Here is a 20082-nt window from a genome sequence, read left to right as displayed (position 1 = left end):
GAATGACATTTTTATGTAGTATTTCTAGGTTTTTTTGTTTCAAATTGAAAAAATTTTCAATTTAGGCTTGACAAATGATGAGTATAGGAGTATTATTTATACAACCAAAAAGAATAAACATAAAGGAGGCTTTGTTATGAATAAGATGAAGAAGGTGTTGATGACGATGTTTGGTTTAGTGATGCTCCCCCTACTATTTGCTTGTAGTAACAATCAATCGGCTGGAATTGAAGCCATCAAGTCCAAAGGAAAATTGGTTGTAGCCCTCAATCCAGATTTTGCTCCATTTGAATATCAAAAAGTGGTTGATGGGAAAAATCAGATTGTGGGTTCAGATATCGAATTAGCCAAGGCTATCGCAACAGAACTAGGTGTCGAATTGGAACTATCTCCCATGAGTTTTGACAATGTACTGGCTAGTGTTCAATCAGGAAAAGCTGACCTTGCCATATCAGGTGTTTCTAAGACAGATGAACGGAGCAAGGTGTTCGATTTTTCAACTCCCTACTATACTTCAAAAAATAAGCTCATTGTCAAAAAATCTGATTTAGCCACTTATCAGTCTGTCAACGACTTAGCGCAGAAAAAGGTCGGAGCGCAGAAAGGTTCGATTCAAGAAACGATGGCGAAAGATTTGCTACAAAATTCTTCCCTCGTATCTCTGCCTAAAAATGGGAATTTAATCACAGATTTAAAATCAGGGCAAGTGGATGCCGTTATCTTTGAAGAACCTGTTGCCAAGGGATTTGTGGAAAATAATCCTGATTTAGCAATCGCAGACCTCAATTTTGAAAAAGAGCAAGATGATTCCTACGCGGTCGCCATGAAAAAAGATAGCAAGGAATTAAAAGAGGCGGTCGATAAAACCATTCAAAAGTTGAAGGAGTCTGGGGAATTAGACAAACTCATTGAGGATGCCTTTAAAGCGTCCATTGAAAAATAGAAAGAAGGAAAAGAATATGAGTAAAGAAAAAGTAATTTTGGCCTATTCTGGCGGTTTGGACACATCAGTTGCTATTACATGGTTAAAGAAAGATTATGATGTTGTTGCAGTTTGTATGGATGTGGGTGAAGGGAAAGACTTAGATTTCATCCATGATAAGGCTCTTAAGGTTGGGGCAGTCGAATCTTATGTCATTGATGTTAAGGACGAATTTGCTACAGATTATGTGCTAGTGGCTCTTCAGTCACATGCCTATTATGAACAAAAGTACCCCTTGGTATCTGCCTTGAGCCGCCCTCTTATTTCTAAAAAATTGGTTGAAATAGCGCATCAGACAGGAGCGACTACAATTGCTCATGGTTGTACAGGTAAGGGGAATGACCAAGTGCGTTTTGAAGTATCGATTGCAGCCTTGGATCCCAATTTAAAAGTGATTGCGCCAGTTCGTGAATGGAAATGGTCTAGGGAGGAAGAAATTCATTATGCCAAGGAAAATGGGGTACCTGTTCCTGCTGACCTTGATAATCCCTATTCTGTCGACCAAAATCTTTGGGGACGTGCCAATGAATGTGGTATTTTGGAAAATCCATGGAATCAGGCTCCAGAAGAAGCCTTTGGCATCACAACTTCTCCAGAGCAAGCTCCAGATATGCCAGAATACATTGAGATTGAGTTTAGTGAAGGTATTCCAGTTTCCCTCAATGGAGAAGGGCTAAAATTGGCGGATTTGATTCAAAAACTCAATGAAATAGCTGGAAAACATGGGGTTGGACGGATTGACCACGTGGAAAATCGTTTGGTTGGGATTAAATCAAGAGAAATCTATGAGTGTCCAGGGGCAGTGACCTTGCTGACAGCTCATAAGGAAATTGAGGACTTGACGCTTGTGAGAGAAGTGGCTCATTTTAAACCAATCATAGAAAATGAATTATCAAATCTCATTTATAATGCTTTGTGGTTTAGTCCAGCTACACAAGCCTTGATTGCTTATATTAAAGAGACTCAAAAAGTTGTCAATGGGACTGCAAAAGTCAAACTCTATAAGGGAAGTGCTCAGGTCGTGGCTCGTAAATCACCAAATTCACTTTACGATGAAAATTTGGCGACGTATACTAGTGCAGATACCTTTGACCAAGATGCGGCTGTTGGCTTTATTAAGTTATGGGGACTTCCAACCAAGGTTCATTCTGAGGTTCAAAAAAGCGCAAAATAGGACGATTGACTAGAGAGGTGGATGTGATATGGCTAAGAATACAAAATTATGGGGTGGTCGCTTTGAAGGTACTGTCGAAGACTGGGTAGAGCGCTTTGGTGCGAGTATATCTTTTGACCAGAAATTAGCTAAATTTGATGTGATTGGTTCTTTAGCCCACGTTCAGATGTTGGGTCAGACGGGTATTTTGAGTTTGAAGGAGTCAGAAAAGATTCAAGAAGGCTTGAAAGAGCTTTTAGAAGAGCTAGAGGCAGACCAACTTGACTTTGATATCGCAAATGAAGATATTCACATGAATATGGAAGTATTGCTGACAGAAAAAATTGGTCCCCTTGCAGGGAAGTTACATACAGCTCGTTCTCGAAATGACCAAGTTGCGACAGATATGCACTTATATCTCAAGGAGCAACTAGGCCATGTCCTAGATAAACTGGCTCATCTCAAGGGTGTTTTATTAGATTTGGCGGAAAATCATGTGGAGACAATCATGCCGGGCTATACCCATCTGCAACATGCTCAGCCTATTAGTTTTGCCCACCACCTGATGGCTTACTACAATATGTTTCAGAGAGATAGTGAACGTTTTGAATTTAACCAGAAGCATACAGACCTATGCCCTCTAGGTGCGGCAGCTTTGGCAGGAACGACTTTCCCCATTGATCGTCAATTTTCTAGCGATTTGTTAGAGTTTAAGCAACCTTATACAAATTCTTTGGATGCTGTTAGTGACCGCGATTTTATCTTAGAATTTCTATCCAATGCCAGTATACTCATGATGCATATGAGCCGTTTTTGTGAAGAAATGATCAATTGGTGTAGCTTTGAGTACCAATTCATTACCTTGTCAGATACGTTTACAACAGGTTCCTCTATTATGCCCCAAAAGAAAAATCCAGATATGGCTGAGTTGATTCGAGGAAAGACTGGTAGAGTTTATGGGAATCTATTTGGGCTATTGACAGTCATGAAGTCCTTGCCTTTAGCTTATAATAAGGATTTGCAAGAGGATAAGGAAGGAATGTTTGATACGGTCGAAACGATTTTAAATTCCCTCGATGTATTGGCAGGTATGTTATCTAGTTTGCAGGTAAACAAGGAAAAAATGCAAGAGTCTACAGAGAAGGACTTTTCAAATGCAACTGAGTTGGCAGATTATTTGGCAGGGAAAGGTTTGCCATTTAGAGAAGCTCATGAGGTTGTGGGAAGATTAGTGCTAGACTCTATCAAGTCTGCTAAAAATATTCAAGATTGGACTTTGGAGGAATTGCAAACCTATCATTCCCTCATTGCCGAGGATATCTATGTCTACTTGCAACCTAAAACTGCTGTTCAAAGACGAAATTCTTTGGGAGGTACAGGATTTGACCAAGTGAAATACCAGATTGCAGTTGCTAAGAAAGCGAATGAAGCTAGAAAGTGCTAGATTGATAGGTTCAGAATAAGAGGTTGGTCGATTGACAGCCTCTTTCTTGTCTTCTCCAACCAAGCATGTTATAATGAATACTGCTCAAGCGACCTTCAATCGTGAAGCACACACGACCTTCAATCGTGAATAAACGAATAGATGGGAGACTTACCATGAGTGATAACTCTAAAACACGTGTTGTCGTGGGGATGAGTGGTGGTGTTGATTCGTCGGTGACGGCTCTTTTGCTCAAGGAGCAGGGCTACGATGTGATCGGTATCTTCATGAAGAACTGGGACGACACAGATGAAAACGGCGTCTGTACGGCGACCGAAGATTACAAGGATGTGGCTGCGGTGGCAGACCAGATTGGCATTCCTTACTACTCTGTCAATTTTGAAAAAGAGTACTGGGACCGCGTTTTTGAGTATTTCCTAGCGGAATACCGTGCAGGACGCACGCCAAATCCAGACGTTATGTGTAACAAGGAAATCAAGTTTAAGGCCTTTTTGGACTATGCCATGACCTTGGGGGCAGACTATGTAGCGACTGGGCATTATGCCCGAGTGGCACGTGATGAGGATGGCATCGTTCACATGCTTCGTGGCGTGGACAATGGCAAGGACCAAACCTATTTCCTCAGCCAACTTTCGCAAGAACAACTTCAAAAAACCATGTTCCCACTGGGGCATTTGGAAAAGCCTGAAGTTCGCAGACTAGCAGAAGAAGCAGGCCTTGCAACTGCTAAGAAGAAAGACTCGACAGGGATTTGCTTTATCGGAGAAAAGAACTTTAAAAATTTCCTCAGCAACTACCTGCCAGCTCAGCCTGGTCGCATGATGACTGTGGATGGTCGCGATATGGGCGAGCATGCCGGCCTTATGTACTATACGATTGGTCAGCGTGGCGGGCTTGGTATCGGTGGGCAACACGGCGGTGACAATGCCCCTTGGTTTGTTGTCGGAAAAGACCTGAGCAAGAATATTCTCTATGTCGGCCAAGGTTTCTACCATGACTCGCTCATGTCAACAAGCCTAGAGGCCAGTCAAGTCCACTTTACTCGTGACATGCCAGAGGAATTTACGCTAGAATGCACAGCCAAATTCCGCTACCGTCAGCCTGATTCTAAGGTGACCGTCCATGTCAAAGGAGACAAGGCCGAGGTCATCTTTGCAGAGCCGCAGCGCGCCATCACACCAGGTCAGGCAGTTGTCTTTTACGATGGCGAAGAGTGTCTAGGTGGCGGTTTGATTGATAATGCCTACCGTGACGGACAAGTTTGTCAGTACATTTAGATTGACAAATTTTCTCAATTTGCTACAATAATAAAAGCAATAGAAATGATGGTCAAAGCTCATGGATGTTGCAGGCTTTTTTGTCCTGCACTTCTTTGGAGTTTTGACTGTTTTTTGTGTCGTTTAAGGGAAAGGACAAGAATGACTCAGCAAGACTTTCGGACAAGAGTAGGAAATACGGTTTTTGGAGTTCGGGCGACAGCTTTGATTCTTCAAAATCGTAAGCTCCTAGTTACCAAAGAAAAGGGTAAGTATTACACTATTGGCGGTGCGATTCAAGTCAATGAAAGCACGGAAGACGCGGTAGTCCGTGAAGTGAGGGAAGAACTGGGTGTCAGAGCTCAAGCTGGACAGCTAGCTTTTGTGGTTGAAAATCGTTTTGAACAGGACGGTGTTTCCTATCACAATATCGAGTTTCATTATCTGGTGGATTTGCTTGAAGATGCCCCATTGACCATGCAGGAAGATGAGAAGAGGCAGCCCTGTGAGTGGATTGACTTTGATCAGCTCCAGAATATCCAGCTAGTTCCAGCCTTTCTAAAAACAGCCCTACCAGTTTGGGACGGCCAACTAAGACACATTCATCTTGAGGAATAGGAGAGAAACATGACTTATAATTTTACTGAAGAATACGATATTATTGTAATTGGTGCGGGACACGCTGGGGTCGAGGCTTCCTTGGCTGCTAGCCGTATGGGTTGTAAGGTTTTGCTTGCGACTATCAACATTGAAATGCTGGCTTTCATGCCTTGTAATCCTTCTATCGGTGGTTCTGCCAAGGGGATTGTCGTGCGTGAAGTTGATGCCCTCGGTGGCGAGATGGCCAAAACCATTGACAAGACTTACATCCAGATGAAGATGCTTAACACAGGGAAGGGGCCAGCTGTCCGTGCCCTTCGTGCGCAGGCTGACAAGGAGCTTTACTCCAAGGAAATGCGCAAGACGGTTGAAAATCAAGAAAATCTGACCCTTCGTCAGACCATGATTGATGAGATTTTGGTTGAAGATGGCAAGGTTGTCGGTGTTCGTACAGCTACCCATCAAGAGTATGCTGCCAAGGCTGTTATCGTGACGACAGGGACTGCCCTCCGTGGGGAAATTATCATTGGAGACCTTAAGTATTCATCAGGTCCTAACCACAGCCTAGCTTCGATTAACCTAGCTGACAATCTCAAGGAACTGGGCCTCGAAATCGGTCGTTTCAAGACAGGAACACCTCCACGTGTCAAGGCTTCTTCTATCAATTACGATGTGACAGAAATTCAGCCAGGAGACGAAGCGCCTAATCATTTTTCATACACTTCACGAGATGAGGATTATGTCAAGGATCAAGTGCCATGCTGGTTGACCTATACCAATGGTACCAGTCATGAGATTATCCAAAATAACCTCCACCGTGCGCCTATGTTTACAGGTGTGGTCAAGGGAGTGGGACCTCGTTACTGCCCGTCAATTGAAGACAAGATTGTGCGCTTTGCGGACAAGGAACGCCACCAACTCTTTCTTGAGCCAGAAGGGCGCAATACTGAGGAAGTCTATGTTCAAGGACTTTCAACCAGTCTGCCTGAGGATGTCCAGCGTGACTTGGTTCATTCCATTAAAGGTCTGGAAAATGCTGAAATGATGCGAACAGGTTATGCTATTGAGTATGACATGGTCTTGCCTCACCAGTTGCGTGCAACTCTGGAAACCAAGAAAATCTCAGGACTTTTCACTGCTGGTCAGACAAATGGAACATCAGGTTATGAAGAAGCTGCTGGCCAAGGGATTATCGCTGGGATCAATGCGGCTTTGAAAGTCCAAGGCAAGCCTGAGTTTATTTTGAAGCGCAGTGACGGTTATATTGGGGTCATGATTGATGACTTGGTGACCAAGGGAACGATTGAGCCTTATCGCCTTTTGACCAGTCGTGCTGAATATCGCCTCATTCTCCGCCATGACAATGCTGATATGCGTTTGACCGAGATGGGACGTGAGATTGGCCTTGTTGATGATGAACGTTGGGATCGCTTTGAAATCAAGAAAAATCAATTTGAAAATGAGATGAAACGCCTAGACAGCATCAAACTCAAACCAGTTAAGGAAACCAATGCCAAGGTTGAGGAGATGGGCTTCAAGCCGTTGACAGATGCAGTGACAGCCAAGGAATTCCTTCGCCGTCCAGAAGTTTCTTATCAAGATGTGGTGGCTTTCATCGGACCAGCTGCAGAGGACTTGGATGACAAGATTATCGAATTGATTGAAACAGAAATCAAGTACGAAGGCTATATTTCCAAAGCCATGGATCAGGTTGCCAAGATGAAACGCATGGAAGAAAAACGCATTCCAGCCAATATTGATTGGGATGATATTGATTCTATTGCGACAGAAGCCCGTCAGAAGTTCAAACTGATCAATCCAGAAACCATCGGCCAAGCCAGCCGTATTTCGGGAGTAAATCCAGCAGATATTTCTATTTTGATGGTCTATCTGGAAGGTAAAAATCGTAGTATTTCTAAAAATCAAGAAAAGAAAGCATAGAGAAAAACAGCTCCGAAGACGGGGCTGTTTTGTTGACTTGTACTCAATGAAAATCAAAGAGCAAACTAGGAAGCTAGCCGTAGGTTGCTCAAAGCACTGCTTTGAGGTTGTAGATAGAACTGACGAAGTCAGTAACATATATACGGCAAGGCGAAGCTGACGTGGTTTGAAGAGATTTTCGAAGAGTATTATTCTTCATCTGGTGTGAGGATCATCGGGATGATAATCGGTTCACGTTCTGTATTTTCATAAAGGAAGGGGCGAATAGCGTTGACAATGGCACCATTGACTGATTGCACGCTAGCATCCTTATTTTTCAGTGCGATACGAATGGCATTGAAGAGGATGCGTTGGCTTTGGCGAATCAAGTCGCCAGACTCTCTCATGTAGACAAAGCCTCGACTGAGGATGTCTGGACCAGACAGAATCATCTGTGATTTGAAGTCAACAGTTGCGACTGCTAGAACGACACCGTCTTCAGATAGATCACGACGATCTTTGAGGACAGCAGCACCGATTTCACCGATACGATTTCCATCGACATAGATGTCTTGGGCGTTGAAATGGCCTGCGATACGAGCTGAGTCAGCAGTAAGGGCAAGCACATCACCATTACTCATGATAAAGATATTGTCCTTCTCAACACCAGTATCTACCGCTAGTCCAGCGTGGACTTTTTGCATGCGGTATTCACCGTGGACAGGCATGAAGTATTTTGGCTTAATCAGGCGGAGCATAAGTTTTTGCTCTTGCTGACCACCGTGTCCAGATGTATGGATATTGTTAACCTTACCGTGGATAACTTCGACACCAGCTTCAGAAATGATGTTGATCAGCTTGTTGACGCTAGTCGTATTTCCAGGGATTGGACTTGAAGAGAAGATAACCGTATCGCCTGGTTGGAGTTGTACCTGACGGTGGGTTCCGTTGGCGATACGAGAGAGGGCTGCCATAGGCTCGCCTTGACTACCTGTACAGAGGATCAGAATTTCTCCTGCAGGGTAGTCTTTGATTTCATTTGGCTCGATAAAGGTTCCCTTAGGAGCTTTTATGTAACCAAGCTCAATTCCGTTGACAATGGCCTTTTCCATCGAACGACCAAAGACCGCAATCTTACGTCCAGTCTTAACAGCAGCTTCTGTTGCTTGCTGGAGACGGAAGATATTTGAGGCAAAAGATGCAAAGATGATACGTCCTTCAATGCCTTGGATAATCTTCATGATGGACTGGCCAACGACTTTTTCAGAGTTGGTAAAGGTTGGAATTTCTGCATTTGTCGAGTCAGACAGGAGACAGAGTACACCTTCTTCACCAAGCGCAGCCATACGGTGCAAATCTGCTGGTTCACCAACTGGTGTTAAGTCAAACTTGAAGTCACCCGTACAGACAATTTTCCCTTGAGGAGTATGAATGACAATCCCCAAAGGCTCTGGAATAGAGTGAGTAGTTCTAAAGAAAGTTGCCTTGAGATTTTTAAAGGTCAACTCAGTGTTGTGGTTGATTTCATAAAGTTTGGCGTTGCGCAAGAGGCCGTGTTCTTCGAGTTTTCCACGGATCAAAGCCAAGGCAAGCGGTCCAGCATAGATAGGGACATTTACTTGCTTGAGTAGGAATGGAATTCCACCGATATGATCCTCGTGTCCGTGTGTGATCAAGACAGCCTTGACGCGGTCGATATTGTCTACTATGTAAGAGTAGTCAGGGATAACATAGTCGATACCAAGCAAGTCATCTTCTGGGAATTTAATCCCAGCATCGACGATGATAATCTCGTCTTGGTATTCAATCCCGTATGTGTTTTTCCCGATTTCTCCCAGACCACCGATGGCAAAAACGCCGACTTCTTCAGGTTTAAGAGTATAGGCCATATTAGAACTCCGTAATTTCGAAGGCGCCAGTTTCTTTTTCGTAATCTAGCAATTTGTCAGACAAGAGTTCGATATACTCGATATTGTACTCTGGGCGATTTTCTTCGACAAGTTGACGAGCAGCGATACGGCCCTCAAGTTCTGAGCTGGCATCGATGTCTAGGTATAGTGCGCGTGTTGTTTCACGGCGTGGGCTACGTTCTTTTGTTTCTTGATAAAAAACTTTGTAAATCATATAGTTCCTTTCTATTTTACAGGTCAGCTTATTCCAAACTTTTAGCAGAGATTTGCTTGATTTTATTCCATTTTGTGTCTAGATTGACCTTGATTCGTTACAATTATTTCAATTATACCACAAAATGAAAAATTAGTAAAAGACGGAAACGAGAAAGTCACAGGGTAACTTATTGGGTAAGCGTTTGCAAAAATAAAGAAAATATGTTATCTTGATAATGGAAGTGAAATTTATCGCTTGTCATAATTCCATATAGATTTTAAGTCAAGGAGGTTGCCCTATGTATAACTTATTTGCTTTTGCTATCGGAGCTCGCTTGGTAGCTTTTATTGTTTTTGTTGCTTGCGTTTATACTGGGAATCTTCTATTTGCCAAACTGGAACAACGACAAACCAAGTTCTTGTGGAAGATTAGTTTTGTGACCCTATACTCGCTTTTTCTCCTCCTCGTAACCTATGTCGTTTGGTTTGTATTTTACTTTGGATTAAATGCTTAGATGCCCTGCTCATGTTGGGGCATTTTTGTTTAGGGATAAAGATAGTAAATTCATGACACGAAAATTCCACCCCATCTATCAAGATGAGGTGGTTTTTGCATTTTTCTAAAATGACATGACAATGGAATAAATGTTTGCTTTAAGAATTTATTCTTATTATGTTAATGATTCTTCTGTCCAAAATAGAGTTGAAGCATAAAAATAAAACAATACAAACAGATAAATCGATTGGTAAAGGGATAGTAGTAATGTTTAAATCATTGAGAATGCTGAGCAAACTGTAAGAGATGAAGACAATAAAATTTATCCTTCTAAAAATGTGTCTTTTATCTAGCATGACTTACCAAACTTTTTACGAAGGTCCTTTCAATTTTCTTGTTCACTCTTATATTCGGAAAAGAAAAGGAAAAGTGAGCATTTTTTTGAATTTTATTTGCGAATTATTTTTTAGCTAAGTATAGGAATTTTTGTTTGGAGATAAAGAAAATTCCCATGTGCCAGCTTTTGTAGTATAATAGTAAGCAGACAAAAAGATAGGAATGTGTTATGAAAGTATTAGCTTTTGATACGTCCAGCAAGGCTCTTTCTCTCGCTATTTTAGAGGACAAGCAGGTTCTTGCCGAGACGACGATTAATATTAAGAAAAATCACAGTATTACCCTCATGCCTGCCATCGATTTTTTGATGGCAAGTGTGAACTGGACGCCCAAGGATTTGGATAGAATCGTTGTGGCGGAAGGGCCAGGTAGCTACACAGGTTTGCGAATTGCGGTAGCAACTGCCAAGACCCTTGCTCATACTCTTAACATCGAGTTAGTTGGTATGTCTAGCCTCTTGGCTCTGGTGCCCTACCAACAAGAAGGTTTGTTCGTTCCTTTGATGGATGCGCGTCGCAACAATGTTTACGCAGGATTTTATGAGAATGCCAAACCTGTCATGCCAGAAGCACACCTGCCCTTTGAGCGAGTGATTGAGCTAATCAAGGGTGCTAGTCAAGTAACCTTTGTCGGAGAAGTTGGCACCTTTGTGGAGCAGATTCAAGAACACTTGCCAAGGACTAATTTCAAAGAAACCTTGCCAAATGCAGCTAATCTAGCTCTCTGGGCCTGGGACAAGGAAGCAGACTCCTTGCATGATTTTGTGCCGAACTACCTCAAGCGTGTCGAGGCTGAGGAAAACTGGCTAAAGAATCACACCGAATCTGGCGAGTCTTATATTAAACGCCTATGATAGAAATCAAAGGAACTCAACAGCAACCTGATCTGGCTCAAGCCATCTACGCTGTTATGGCAGCTGTTTACCCAGTCAGTTCTTGGACGCTGGAACAAATCCAAGCAGATTTGTCCCAAGACCAGACTTGGTATGCTCTAGCTTATGATGGAGCAGAAGTGATTGGATTTTTAGCTGTGCAGGAGAATCTATTTGAAGCAGAAGTCCTGCAAATCGCTGTCAAAGGAGTCTATCAGGGTCAGGGAATTGCCTCGGCCTTGTTTGCTCAATTGCCGGCAGATAAGGAGATTTTCCTCGAAGTCAGAAAGTCAAATCACCGAGCGCAAGCATTTTACAAGAAAGAAAAGATGGCAGTCATCGCTGAGCGAAAGGCCTACTACCATGACCCAGTCGAGGACGCCATCATCATGAAGAGAGAAATAGATGAAGGATAGATATATTTTAGCATTTGAGACATCCTGTGATGAGACCAGTGTCGCTGTCTTAAAAAAAGACGACCAGCTCTTGTCCAATGTCATTGCTAGTCAAATCGAGAGCCACAAACGTTTTGGGGGCGTAGTGCCAGAAGTAGCTAGTCGTCACCATGTCGAGGTCATTACAGCCTGTATCGAGGAGGCTCTAGCAGAAGCAGGAATTACCGAAGAGGACGTAACAGCTGTGGCGGTTACCTATGGACCGGGCTTGGTCGGAGCCTTACTAGTTGGTTTGTCAGCTGCCAAGGCTTTTGCTTGGGCACATGGGCTTCCGCTGATTCCCGTTAACCACATGGCTGGCCACCTCATGGCCGCTCAGAGTGTGGAGCCTTTGGAGTTTCCCTTGCTAGCCCTCTTGGTTAGCGGTGGGCACACAGAGTTGGTTTATGTTTCGGAGGCTGGTGACTACAAGATTGTTGGGGAAACGCGAGATGACGCGGTTGGTGAGGCCTATGATAAGGTTGGCCGTGTCATGGGTTTGACCTATCCTGCTGGTCGTGAGATTGACGAGCTAGCTCATCAGGGACAGGATATTTATGATTTCCCTCGTGCCATGATTAAGGAAGATAATCTGGAGTTTTCATTCTCAGGTTTGAAATCGGCCTTTATCAATCTTCACCACAATGCCGAGCAAAAGGGAGAAAGCTTGTCCACAGAGGATTTGTGTGCTTCCTTTCAAGCAGCTGTCTTGGATATTCTTATGGCAAAAACCAAGAAGGCCTTGGGAAAATACCCTGTTAAAACCCTGGTTGTGGCAGGTGGCGTGGCAGCCAATAAAGGTCTCAGAGAACGCCTAGCGGCCGAAATCACAGATGTCAAGGTCATCATCCCACCACTGCGTCTTTGTGGAGACAATGCAGGAATGATTGCCTATGCCAGCGTCAGCGAGTGGAACAAAGAAAATTTTGCAAACTTGGACCTCAATGCCAAACCAAGTCTCGCTTTTGATACTATGGAATAAAGAGTCAGCTTAAGGCTGACTTTTTTACTTGCCGAAATGTCAGAATATTTTGACAAATAAATGTAAATAATGATATAATATATAAAGAATAGGAGGTGGTCAGATGATTGGGAGAATGGAATTGGGGGAATTTTACAAGGAATTACGTTTGGCTAGAAAGCTCAAGCAGTCAGATGTGGCTTGTGCTGGACTAACAGCTTCTCAGCTATCCAAGTTCGAACTAGGGCAGTCTATGCTGTCTGCAGATAAGTTGATTCTAGCTATCCAAGGTATAAATGTGACCTTTGATGAGTTTGGGCACAAGCTCAACAACTATCAAGAATCTCCACATATGCGAATTGGTAGAAAGGTTGTGGATCGCTTTGCCCACCAAGATATAGCTGGTTTAGAGCAACTGTTGGAGGAAGTCGAGCAAGAACAGATGGCAGAGACCTATCGTCGTTTGAATGCCATTGTAATTAAAAACGCACTCCATTCCTTAAATAAGAACTATCCATTAGTAAAAGAAGATAGCGAGTTTTTGACTATCTATCTCTATGCTATTGAGTCTTGGACCTGGTTTGAACTCTATCTCTTTTGCAATACCATGCCCTTCTTGAGCAATCAAGATTTGATATTTTTATCGACCGCTTTAATTGAGAAATCTAGGGAATTTAAAGAGTTGGTACATAATCGATTGTATATGAAAAGTGGATTTCTGAATATTATATCAGAACTCATGGAGCGTAAACTTTTCTCTTATATCCCAATTTTTGAAGCTGAGCTAGAGAGCATGCTTCGTCCATACGATGTTTTTGAAAAAGTATTGTGGCAGTTTTTAAAGAAAATGAAGATTTTCCTTCAAACCAAAGGAAGCAATCAAAAAGAGATTGAAAGATTTATCCAATCTCTGCAAGTATTAGAAAATCCACAATTGCTAGCCCTCTTCGAATTGCGTTTGAAGCAATACAAAGAACTTATTGAGTAGTCAACAATTGCAAATCTGAAATTTCTATAAGAAAAAATATCAAATATGCGATTTTCTAAAATAAGCTAATTTTCGTGTTATACTATCCTTGTAAAGCACTTCAAGCAGATCCTAAGTCGCAGAAGTGGTTTATAGATGGGAATTCGTACAGTATATGTTTAATTATGAGCATACTGTAAATGGCTGGACTAAAAGTGAAACTTGGCGTCCTAGATAAAATGAGGTAAACGATGGAAAAACAAAGTCAGTTACAAATGTTAATTCATTCCCTATACAATAATAAAGAAATTAGCTTGACGGAAGAATTTAGGAAGCAATTGCTGGAAACAGCAAAACAGTTCTCTAGTACTAATGAAGATTTGTTAGCTGTACGTCTTTCTTTTGCCGTCTCTAAAGAATTGTTGAGCTTTAAAGGTGAACCGCCGACAGAGTTGTTGGATTTAGCAAAATTTGTCCAAAAGAAAGAAGCTAAATACAAGCAGGGAATAGTGTGGTCTGGTATTTTTAAGATATGATTTATTATAAAATACGGCATGAACATCATATAATGGATGAATCTGAATATGAGCAAGGCTTGGAGTTCAATATTAAACCAAGTCTTGTTTTCTATACACTGGAACTTTAAAAGGAGTTGTGATGAAAGTATTTCTTCAAAATAGAAATTTTAGGCAATTAACCATCAACCAGTGGATTTCAACGGTTGGGGATACGATTTTTTATCTGGCCTTTTTGAATTATGTGGCAGATGCATCTTTTGCCCCTTTGGCGATTTTACTGATCACGATTTCAGAAACCCTTCCTCAAGTTCTGCAAATCTTTCTGGGAGTTTTGGCGGATTTTCAACATCATCGTGTCCTAAAATATACAATGATTAGTTTTGCAAAATTTTTGCTTTACTCTATCGTTTCTTTATCACTTTCAGGGCAGTCCTTTTCCTTGTTATTAGTAGCATTTATTTGTCTGATTAACCTCTTATCTGACACATTGAGTTATTTTTCAGGCGCCATGCTCACTCCGATTTTCATTAGAATTATTGGGCAAGACCATCTGGCAGAAGCTATTGGATTTAAACAGTCAACTGTTAGTTTAGTGAAAACAATCAGTAATATTCTAGGAGGAGTCTTACTAGGTATTCTATCTATCCAGTCTATTTCCTTACTGAATGCTCTGACCTTTTTAATCGCATTTTTAGGTATTCTTTTCATAAAAACAGACCTCTTGAAAGTAGAAAAAACGATTAGCTATCAAGAAGGACTCTCTGTAAAATCCTTTTGCCAGCATCTGCTCCAATCATCAAAATTGATATGGAATATGAATAAGGTGCTCTTGGTTTTGTTTATTATCTCTATTAGTCAAGCAGTGATAAATGTTACAGTTCCTGTTTCTACTCTGTTTTTGAGGAATCAGCCCTTTTTGAATTTACAAACAGGTCAATCTCTTGCCTTGTTATCCACCCTTGAATTGTCAGCCCTTATTGTCGGAAGCCTTGTGAGTGGCTATCTGAAGAATACAATCTCCATAAAACTAGCCCTATATGCCTCGCTTATTATCCAATTACTCCTTTTAGTTGGCTTTGTGGCAGTTCGTTTTGACTGGATTCTTATCTTTAGTGCCTTGGATGCCTTTTTCGCAGGTATCCTCTCTCCTCGATTACAGGAACTCATTTTTAAACAAATACCTGAGGAGTCAATGGGAGCAGTTCAATCCTCTATCGGTGCCATTACAGTTGTTTTACCTAGCTTATTTACAATAGCTTTGGTAACCATTGCTACTAGCTTTGGAACTCTGGCAGTTAGCTTTGTTTTATTGCTATTTCTTCTAGCTGCCTTTATCATACTCTTGAATATCCGTGAAAACATTTAGCGAAGAATGTGTATATTATATGTTTGAGACTGGATTCCAGTCTGTTTATGATGGCTACAATCAGCAGACTGTTAAATTTTTGAGAAAGTTGCTTGACATTTCAGACCAATCGGTTTATAATTAAAAAATGTAGAGATAAATACATGAGAAAAGAAGAAAAAACAAGACTACGAAGAGAGAAAATCATTACCGCTGCTTTGTTTGAATTTGCTACAAAAGGCTATCAAGGTTTTGTCATCAATGAACTTTGTAAAGTGGATGGTATTTCCAAAGGAGTTTTGTATCATAATTTTTCAGGGAAATCAGACCTCTATCTAACTTGTTTTCAGGAGAGTTTTGAGAAAGCTTTGGCAGTGTTTCTGGGGGTGGAAGGTCAAGTGCCCTCCTTAGCTGATTATATGGAAAGACGTCACCAATTTTATCAGCAATACCCAGAACATAGCCACATTTTCTTTGAGGCAATGATTGCGACACCAGAAGAATTGGAAGCAGACATTGCACCACAGAAAGCTATCTTTTTGGACTTGAATGAACAAGTTTGTCAAAAACTTATATCAGAATCCAAACTGAAAGAGCATATTGATGAGAAACGAGCTATGGACTATCTGCGATTGATTCAGGATATGTTTCGTTCCTATTATTTAACTGTTCCGTCAGATAGCAGTTTGCCTGACTTGGTTTCAGGATATGAACATCAATTATCACAGGTTTTGGATATGATGATTTATGGAATACTAGAGGAAGATTACTCTAAAAAAGGAGAAAAATAATGTCGAAAATTTGGAAATGGTTGTTACTAATTGCGGGTATTTTTGCAGTTTTTGTAGGTTTTAATATGTTTGCACATCCTCTTATTAGCTTGGCTTCCATGACTTTCTGGTTTGCACTTGTATTTGCAGTTCAAGGGATTTCTGAGATTGTACAATACTTCAAATCAGAAGAAAAGCATGGCTGGAATTTATTTGGAGGAATTGTTACCCTCATCCTCGCTCTTACCTTGTTCTCAGGTAGCTTTATTGAAATGGTAACATTTGTACCATTTATCATTTCTTTATGGGCCTTGACAAATGGTATTACAAAAACTATCGTTGGTTTCAAGGTTCGTAAGACGGATAAATCGGTAGGTACCCCTCTAGTTTGGATGGGGATTTTAGGAATCGTAGCAGGTTTAATCATGATGGGACACCCATTGATGACCGGTCTCTATATTAGTTACACCATTGCCTTTGTCTTTATTTATCAAGGTATTGTGGCAATTGTTCAATTCTTCAAGATTAAATAAGAATAAAATGGAGTCTGTCTGATTACAATCAGCAGACTTTTTTCTCTTTCCTGAATGTGTTATAATAGTCCATGCTATGGCTGGAGCCTTTTCAGCCTACTTATACTCTTCGAAAATCTCTTCAAACTGCGTCAGCTTCTATCTGCAACCTCAAAACAATGTTTTGAGCAACCTGTGGCCAGCTTTCTAGTTTGCTCTTTGATTTTCATTGAGTATTATTAAGACAATATGAGGAGAAAGATGAAAGAAAAAGGATTTTGGGAGGGGGCGCAGGCGGCCATGCCAACGGCCCTTGGTTATGTCAGTATTGGCTTGGCCTGTGGGATTATTGGTGCGCCCTATGTGACACCTGTTGAGATGGGCTTGATGAGCCTCTTTGTTTATGCTGGGAGCGCCCAGTTTGCCATGTTGGCACTGATTGCGGTTCAAGCACCTGTGGCAGCTATTGCTATGACGGTCTTTTTGATTAATTTGCGTCTCTTTTTGTTGAGTTTGCATGCGTCAACCTATTTCCGTCATACCAGTCTCTGGCAAAATATCGGTATGTCTAGTCTCTTGACGGATGAGACTTATGGCGTTTTGATGGGCGAGTTAGCCCATACAGACAAGGTCAATCCTATGTGGATGCACGGAAACAATCTCAACAGCTATGTGGCTTGGTTTGTGGGAACAGTTGTCGGAACGGCTCTGGGTGGTCTGCTGCCAAGTCCAGAAATCTTTGGCTTGGATTTTGCCCTGGTTGGGATGTTCATTGGAATTTTTGCTTCGCAATTCCAGATTATGCAAAGACGGATTCCTGTCCGCAATCTGCTCATTATCCTAGCAGTTGTTGCGGTGTCCTTCTTTTTACTCTTAACAGTGGTGTCTCAGTCGCTAGCTGTTCTGTTTGCGACCTTGCTAGGTTGTACAATGGGGGTGGTTTTAGATGGTCAGTAAGTATCTTTTATTAGCAGTTATTTTCTCTGGCTTGGTGACTTGGATTCCCCGTATGATTCCCTTCATCTTGGTCAAGTATAAGGGCTTGCCTGCAATCGTTGAGCGTTTTTTGAAATTCTTGCCTGTTTCTATTATCTTTGCCTTGATTCTTTCAAGCGTAGTGACAGGCAAGGTTGGGAGTCTTCCTCAAATCAAATGGCTGGACTTCTTAGCAGTCTTTCCAACGGCTTGGGTAGCCTTTCGCTACCGCAATCTAGTTGGAACAGTTCTCTTTGGAGTGGTCTTAACTGCAGTCTTGCGTTTGGTCTTTTAATACTCTTCGAAAATCAAATTCAAACCACGTCAGCGTCGCCTTACCGTACTCAAGTACAGCTTGTGGCTAGCTTCCTAGTTTGCTCTTTGATTTTCATTGAGTATAAATTAGCCATAAAGAAAACCTATCACAGAGATAGATATCATATAATGGCGTAAATGCTCTTTTTCTGTTAAGATTATAAGGTATTCTATTTTGGAGGAAATGACATGAAAAAAATCGTTAAATACTCATCTCTTGCTGCCTTAGGCCTTGTTGCTGCAGGTGTGTTAGCAGCTTGCTCAGGTGGTGCTAAGAAAGAAGGAGAAGCAGCTAGCAAGAAAGAAATTATCGTTGCAACTAATGCTACACCAAAACCATTCAACTATGAAGAAAATGGCGAATTGACTGGTTACGAAATTGAAGTGGTTCGCGCTATCTTTAAAGACTCTGACAAGTATGATGTCAAGTTTGAGAAGACAGAGTGGTCAGGAGTCTTTGCAGGACTTGATGCCGACCGTTACAATATGGCTGTTAGCAACATCAGCTACACTAAAGAACGTGCTGAAAAATACCTTTATGCAGCTCCAACTGCTAAAAACCCTAACGTTCTTGTAGTGAAAAAAGATGACCCTAGCATCAAATCGCTTGATGATATCGGTGGAAAATCAACAGAAGTTGTTCAAGGGACAACATCTGCTAAACAGCTAGAAGACTACAACAAACAACATTCAGATAATCCAACTGTCCTAAAGTATACTAAAGCAGACTTCCAACAAATCATGGGACGCTTGAGCGATGGCCAGTTTGACTACAAGATTTTTGATAAAATCGGTGTTGAAACAGTCATCAAGGACCAAGGTTTGGACAACTTGAAAGTTATCGAACTTCCAAGCGACCAACAACCGTACGTTTACCCACTTCTTGCTCAGGGTCAAGATGAGTTGAAATCATTTGTAGACAAACGTATCCAAGAACTCTACAAAGACGGAACCCTTGAAAAATTGTCTAAACAATTCTTCGGAGACACTTATCTACCAGCAGAAGCTGATATTAAATAATTTTTTGAAATCATCCATTCTGAATCAGGTGGGTGATTTCTCGGTTTTTAGGGATATAGTTTTAAACTATATATCTGACTACATAATAACAATTTGTGAAATCAAACAAATTGTGAGATACTAGTACGGTATTATTTTTAAGGAGAAAGAATCATGAAAATTAAAAAATGGCTTGGTGTAGCAGCCCTTGCTACAGTCGCAGGTTTGGCTCTTGCAGCTTGCGGAAACTCAGAAAAGAAAGCAGACAATGCAACAACTATCAAAATCGCAACTGTTAACCGTAGCGGTTCTGAAGAAAAACGTTGGGACAAAATCCAAGAATTGGTTAAAAAAGACGGTATCACTTTGGAATTTACGGAGTTCACAGACTACTCACAACCAAACAAGGCAACTGCTGATGGCGAAGTAGATTTGAACGCTTTCCAACACTATAACTTCTTGAACAACTGGAACAAAGAAAACGGGAAAGACCTTGTAGCGATTGCAGATACTTACATCTCTCCAATCCGTCTTTACTCAGGTTTGAATGGAAGTGACAACAAGTACACTAAAGTAGAAGACATCCCAGCAAACGGAGAAATCGCTGTACCGAACGACGCTACAAACGAAAGCCGTGCGCTTTACTTGCTTCAATCAGCTGGCTTGATTAAATTGGACGTGTCAGGAACTGCTCTTGCAACAGTTGCTAACATCAAAGAAAATCCAAAGAACTTGAAAATCACTGAATTGGACGCTAGCCAAACAGCTCGTTCATTGTCATCAGTTGACGCTGCCGTTGTAAACAATACCTTCGTTACAGAAGCAAAATTGGACTACAAGAAAGCACTTTTCAAAGAACAAGCTGATGAAAATTCAAAACAATGGTACAACATCATCGTTGCGAAAAAAGATTGGGAAACATCACCAAAAGCTGATGCTATCAAGAAAGTGATCGCAGCTTACCACACAGATGACGTGAAAAAAGTTATCGAAGAAACATCAGACGGTTTGGATCAACCAGTTTGGTAATAAGAAACAGGGAGGTGGGAGAGAAAATTCCACC

21 protein-coding genes are annotated in these 20082 nt (G+C 41.5%); 19 read left to right on the top strand and 2 right to left on the bottom strand.

The annotated features are described in order from the left end of the window. The first annotated feature begins 136 nt into the window (after positions 1 to 136). The 6 genes from N8L90_RS06020 (at position 137) to mnmG (ending at position 7376) form a co-directional block, all read left to right on the top strand. A complete protein-coding gene (locus N8L90_RS06020; RefSeq protein ID WP_001038480.1) occupies positions 137 to 943 on the top strand; it encodes an ABC transporter substrate-binding protein in 807 nt (268 codons plus the stop codon). Positions 944 to 959: 16 nt separating this feature from the next. Further along, entirely contained in the window at positions 960 to 2156 is a 1197-nt protein-coding gene (locus tag N8L90_RS06015; RefSeq protein ID WP_261024616.1) for an argininosuccinate synthase, read from the top strand. Positions 2157 to 2184: 28 nt separating this feature from the next. Then, positions 2185 to 3579, top strand: coding sequence for an argininosuccinate lyase (argH, locus tag N8L90_RS06010; protein ID WP_261024615.1), 1395 nt, complete (start codon positions 2185 to 2187; stop codon positions 3577 to 3579). A gap of 155 nt (positions 3580 to 3734) precedes the next feature. Further along, positions 3735 to 4856 (top strand): tRNA 2-thiouridine(34) synthase MnmA, encoded by a 1122-nt coding sequence (mnmA, locus tag N8L90_RS06005; RefSeq protein WP_001282944.1) that lies wholly within the window; start codon positions 3735 to 3737, stop codon positions 4854 to 4856. Between the two features lie 141 nt (positions 4857 to 4997). Beyond that, complete coding sequence (locus N8L90_RS06000; protein WP_261024614.1) at positions 4998 to 5453, top strand: NUDIX hydrolase; 456 nt, start codon at positions 4998 to 5000, stop codon at positions 5451 to 5453. A 9-nt stretch (positions 5454 to 5462) separates the two neighbouring features. After that, a complete protein-coding gene (mnmG, locus tag N8L90_RS05995; RefSeq protein ID WP_261024613.1) occupies positions 5463 to 7376 on the top strand; it encodes a tRNA uridine-5-carboxymethylaminomethyl(34) synthesis enzyme MnmG in 1914 nt (637 codons plus the stop codon). Positions 7377 to 7564: 188 nt separating this feature from the next. Here mnmG and rnjA read toward each other — a convergent pair whose 3' ends face one another. Together rnjA and N8L90_RS05985 are read right to left on the bottom strand one after the other, a co-directional pair. Continuing rightward, positions 7565 to 9244, bottom strand: coding sequence for a ribonuclease J1 (rnjA, locus tag N8L90_RS05990; RefSeq protein ID WP_261024612.1), 1680 nt, complete (start codon positions 9242 to 9244; stop codon positions 7565 to 7567). A 1-nt stretch (position 9245) separates the two neighbouring features. Next, positions 9246 to 9479: a DNA-dependent RNA polymerase subunit epsilon gene (locus N8L90_RS05985; RefSeq protein ID WP_000639572.1), complete on the bottom strand. Its 234-nt coding sequence runs from the start codon at positions 9477 to 9479 to the stop codon at positions 9246 to 9248. Between the two features lie 280 nt (positions 9480 to 9759). Here N8L90_RS05985 and N8L90_RS05980 point away from each other — a divergent pair, with 280 nt between their 5' ends. The 13 genes from N8L90_RS05980 to N8L90_RS05920 all read left to right on the top strand — a co-directional run bounded on the left by N8L90_RS05980 (position 9760) and on the right by N8L90_RS05920 (position 20048). Then, complete coding sequence (locus tag N8L90_RS05980) at positions 9760 to 9975, top strand: hypothetical protein (protein ID WP_261024611.1); 216 nt, start codon at positions 9760 to 9762, stop codon at positions 9973 to 9975. Between the two features lie 546 nt (positions 9976 to 10521). Continuing rightward, positions 10522 to 11205 (top strand): tRNA (adenosine(37)-N6)-threonylcarbamoyltransferase complex dimerization subunit type 1 TsaB, encoded by a 684-nt coding sequence (tsaB, locus tag N8L90_RS05975; RefSeq protein WP_084887770.1) that lies wholly within the window; start codon positions 10522 to 10524, stop codon positions 11203 to 11205. Continuing rightward, complete coding sequence (gene rimI / locus N8L90_RS05970; RefSeq protein ID WP_084887772.1) at positions 11202 to 11639, top strand: ribosomal protein S18-alanine N-acetyltransferase; 438 nt, start codon at positions 11202 to 11204, stop codon at positions 11637 to 11639. Before tsaB ends, rimI begins: the two co-directional genes overlap by 4 nt. Then, the gene (tsaD, locus tag N8L90_RS05965; RefSeq protein ID WP_000655020.1) at positions 11629 to 12639 is read left to right on the top strand and encodes a tRNA (adenosine(37)-N6)-threonylcarbamoyltransferase complex transferase subunit TsaD; all 1011 of its coding nucleotides are present in this window, start codon (positions 11629 to 11631) and stop codon (positions 12637 to 12639) included. The genes rimI and tsaD overlap by 11 nt, the downstream gene beginning before the upstream one ends. 103 nt (positions 12640 to 12742) lie before the next feature. After that, positions 12743 to 13606, top strand: coding sequence for an Rgg/GadR/MutR family transcriptional regulator (locus N8L90_RS05960; protein ID WP_004254984.1), 864 nt, complete (start codon positions 12743 to 12745; stop codon positions 13604 to 13606). A gap of 230 nt (positions 13607 to 13836) precedes the next feature. Next, positions 13837 to 14121, top strand: a complete 285-nt coding sequence (locus N8L90_RS05955) for a bacteriocin immunity protein (RefSeq protein WP_004254985.1) — start codon at positions 13837 to 13839, stop codon at positions 14119 to 14121. A 121-nt stretch (positions 14122 to 14242) separates the two neighbouring features. After that, positions 14243 to 15469, top strand: a complete 1227-nt coding sequence (locus N8L90_RS05950; RefSeq protein WP_004254988.1) for an MFS transporter — start codon at positions 14243 to 14245, stop codon at positions 15467 to 15469. 143 nt (positions 15470 to 15612) lie between these two features. Beyond that, positions 15613 to 16239 carry a TetR/AcrR family transcriptional regulator gene (locus tag N8L90_RS05945; protein WP_261024607.1) on the top strand — a complete coding sequence of 209 codons (627 nt, stop codon included), beginning with the start codon at positions 15613 to 15615 and terminating at the stop codon, positions 16237 to 16239. Further along, complete coding sequence (locus tag N8L90_RS05940) at positions 16239 to 16751, top strand: HdeD family acid-resistance protein (protein WP_000036821.1); 513 nt, start codon at positions 16239 to 16241, stop codon at positions 16749 to 16751. The genes N8L90_RS05945 and N8L90_RS05940 overlap by 1 nt, the downstream gene beginning before the upstream one ends. A gap of 240 nt (positions 16752 to 16991) precedes the next feature. After that, positions 16992 to 17687 carry an AzlC family ABC transporter permease gene (locus N8L90_RS05935; protein WP_261024606.1) on the top strand — a complete coding sequence of 232 codons (696 nt, stop codon included), beginning with the start codon at positions 16992 to 16994 and terminating at the stop codon, positions 17685 to 17687. After that, entirely contained in the window at positions 17677 to 18000 is a 324-nt protein-coding gene (locus N8L90_RS05930) for an AzlD domain-containing protein (protein ID WP_000253937.1), read from the top strand. Before N8L90_RS05935 ends, N8L90_RS05930 begins: the two co-directional genes overlap by 11 nt. Positions 18001 to 18209: 209 nt before the next feature. Then, complete coding sequence (locus N8L90_RS05925) at positions 18210 to 19040, top strand: amino acid ABC transporter substrate-binding protein (protein WP_261024605.1); 831 nt, start codon at positions 18210 to 18212, stop codon at positions 19038 to 19040. Positions 19041 to 19193: 153 nt separating this feature from the next. Beyond that, positions 19194 to 20048 carry a MetQ/NlpA family ABC transporter substrate-binding protein gene (locus N8L90_RS05920; protein WP_000694523.1) on the top strand — a complete coding sequence of 285 codons (855 nt, stop codon included), beginning with the start codon at positions 19194 to 19196 and terminating at the stop codon, positions 20046 to 20048. The last annotated feature ends 34 nt before the right edge of the window (positions 20049 to 20082 follow it).

It is taken from the genome of Streptococcus mitis (assembly GCF_946190115.1).
GTDB classification, from domain to species: domain Bacteria; phylum Bacillota; class Bacilli; order Lactobacillales; family Streptococcaceae; genus Streptococcus; species Streptococcus mitis_CO.
Note: the sequence above shows the minus strand (reverse complement) of the source record. Positions and strands in the feature narration are given on the sequence as shown.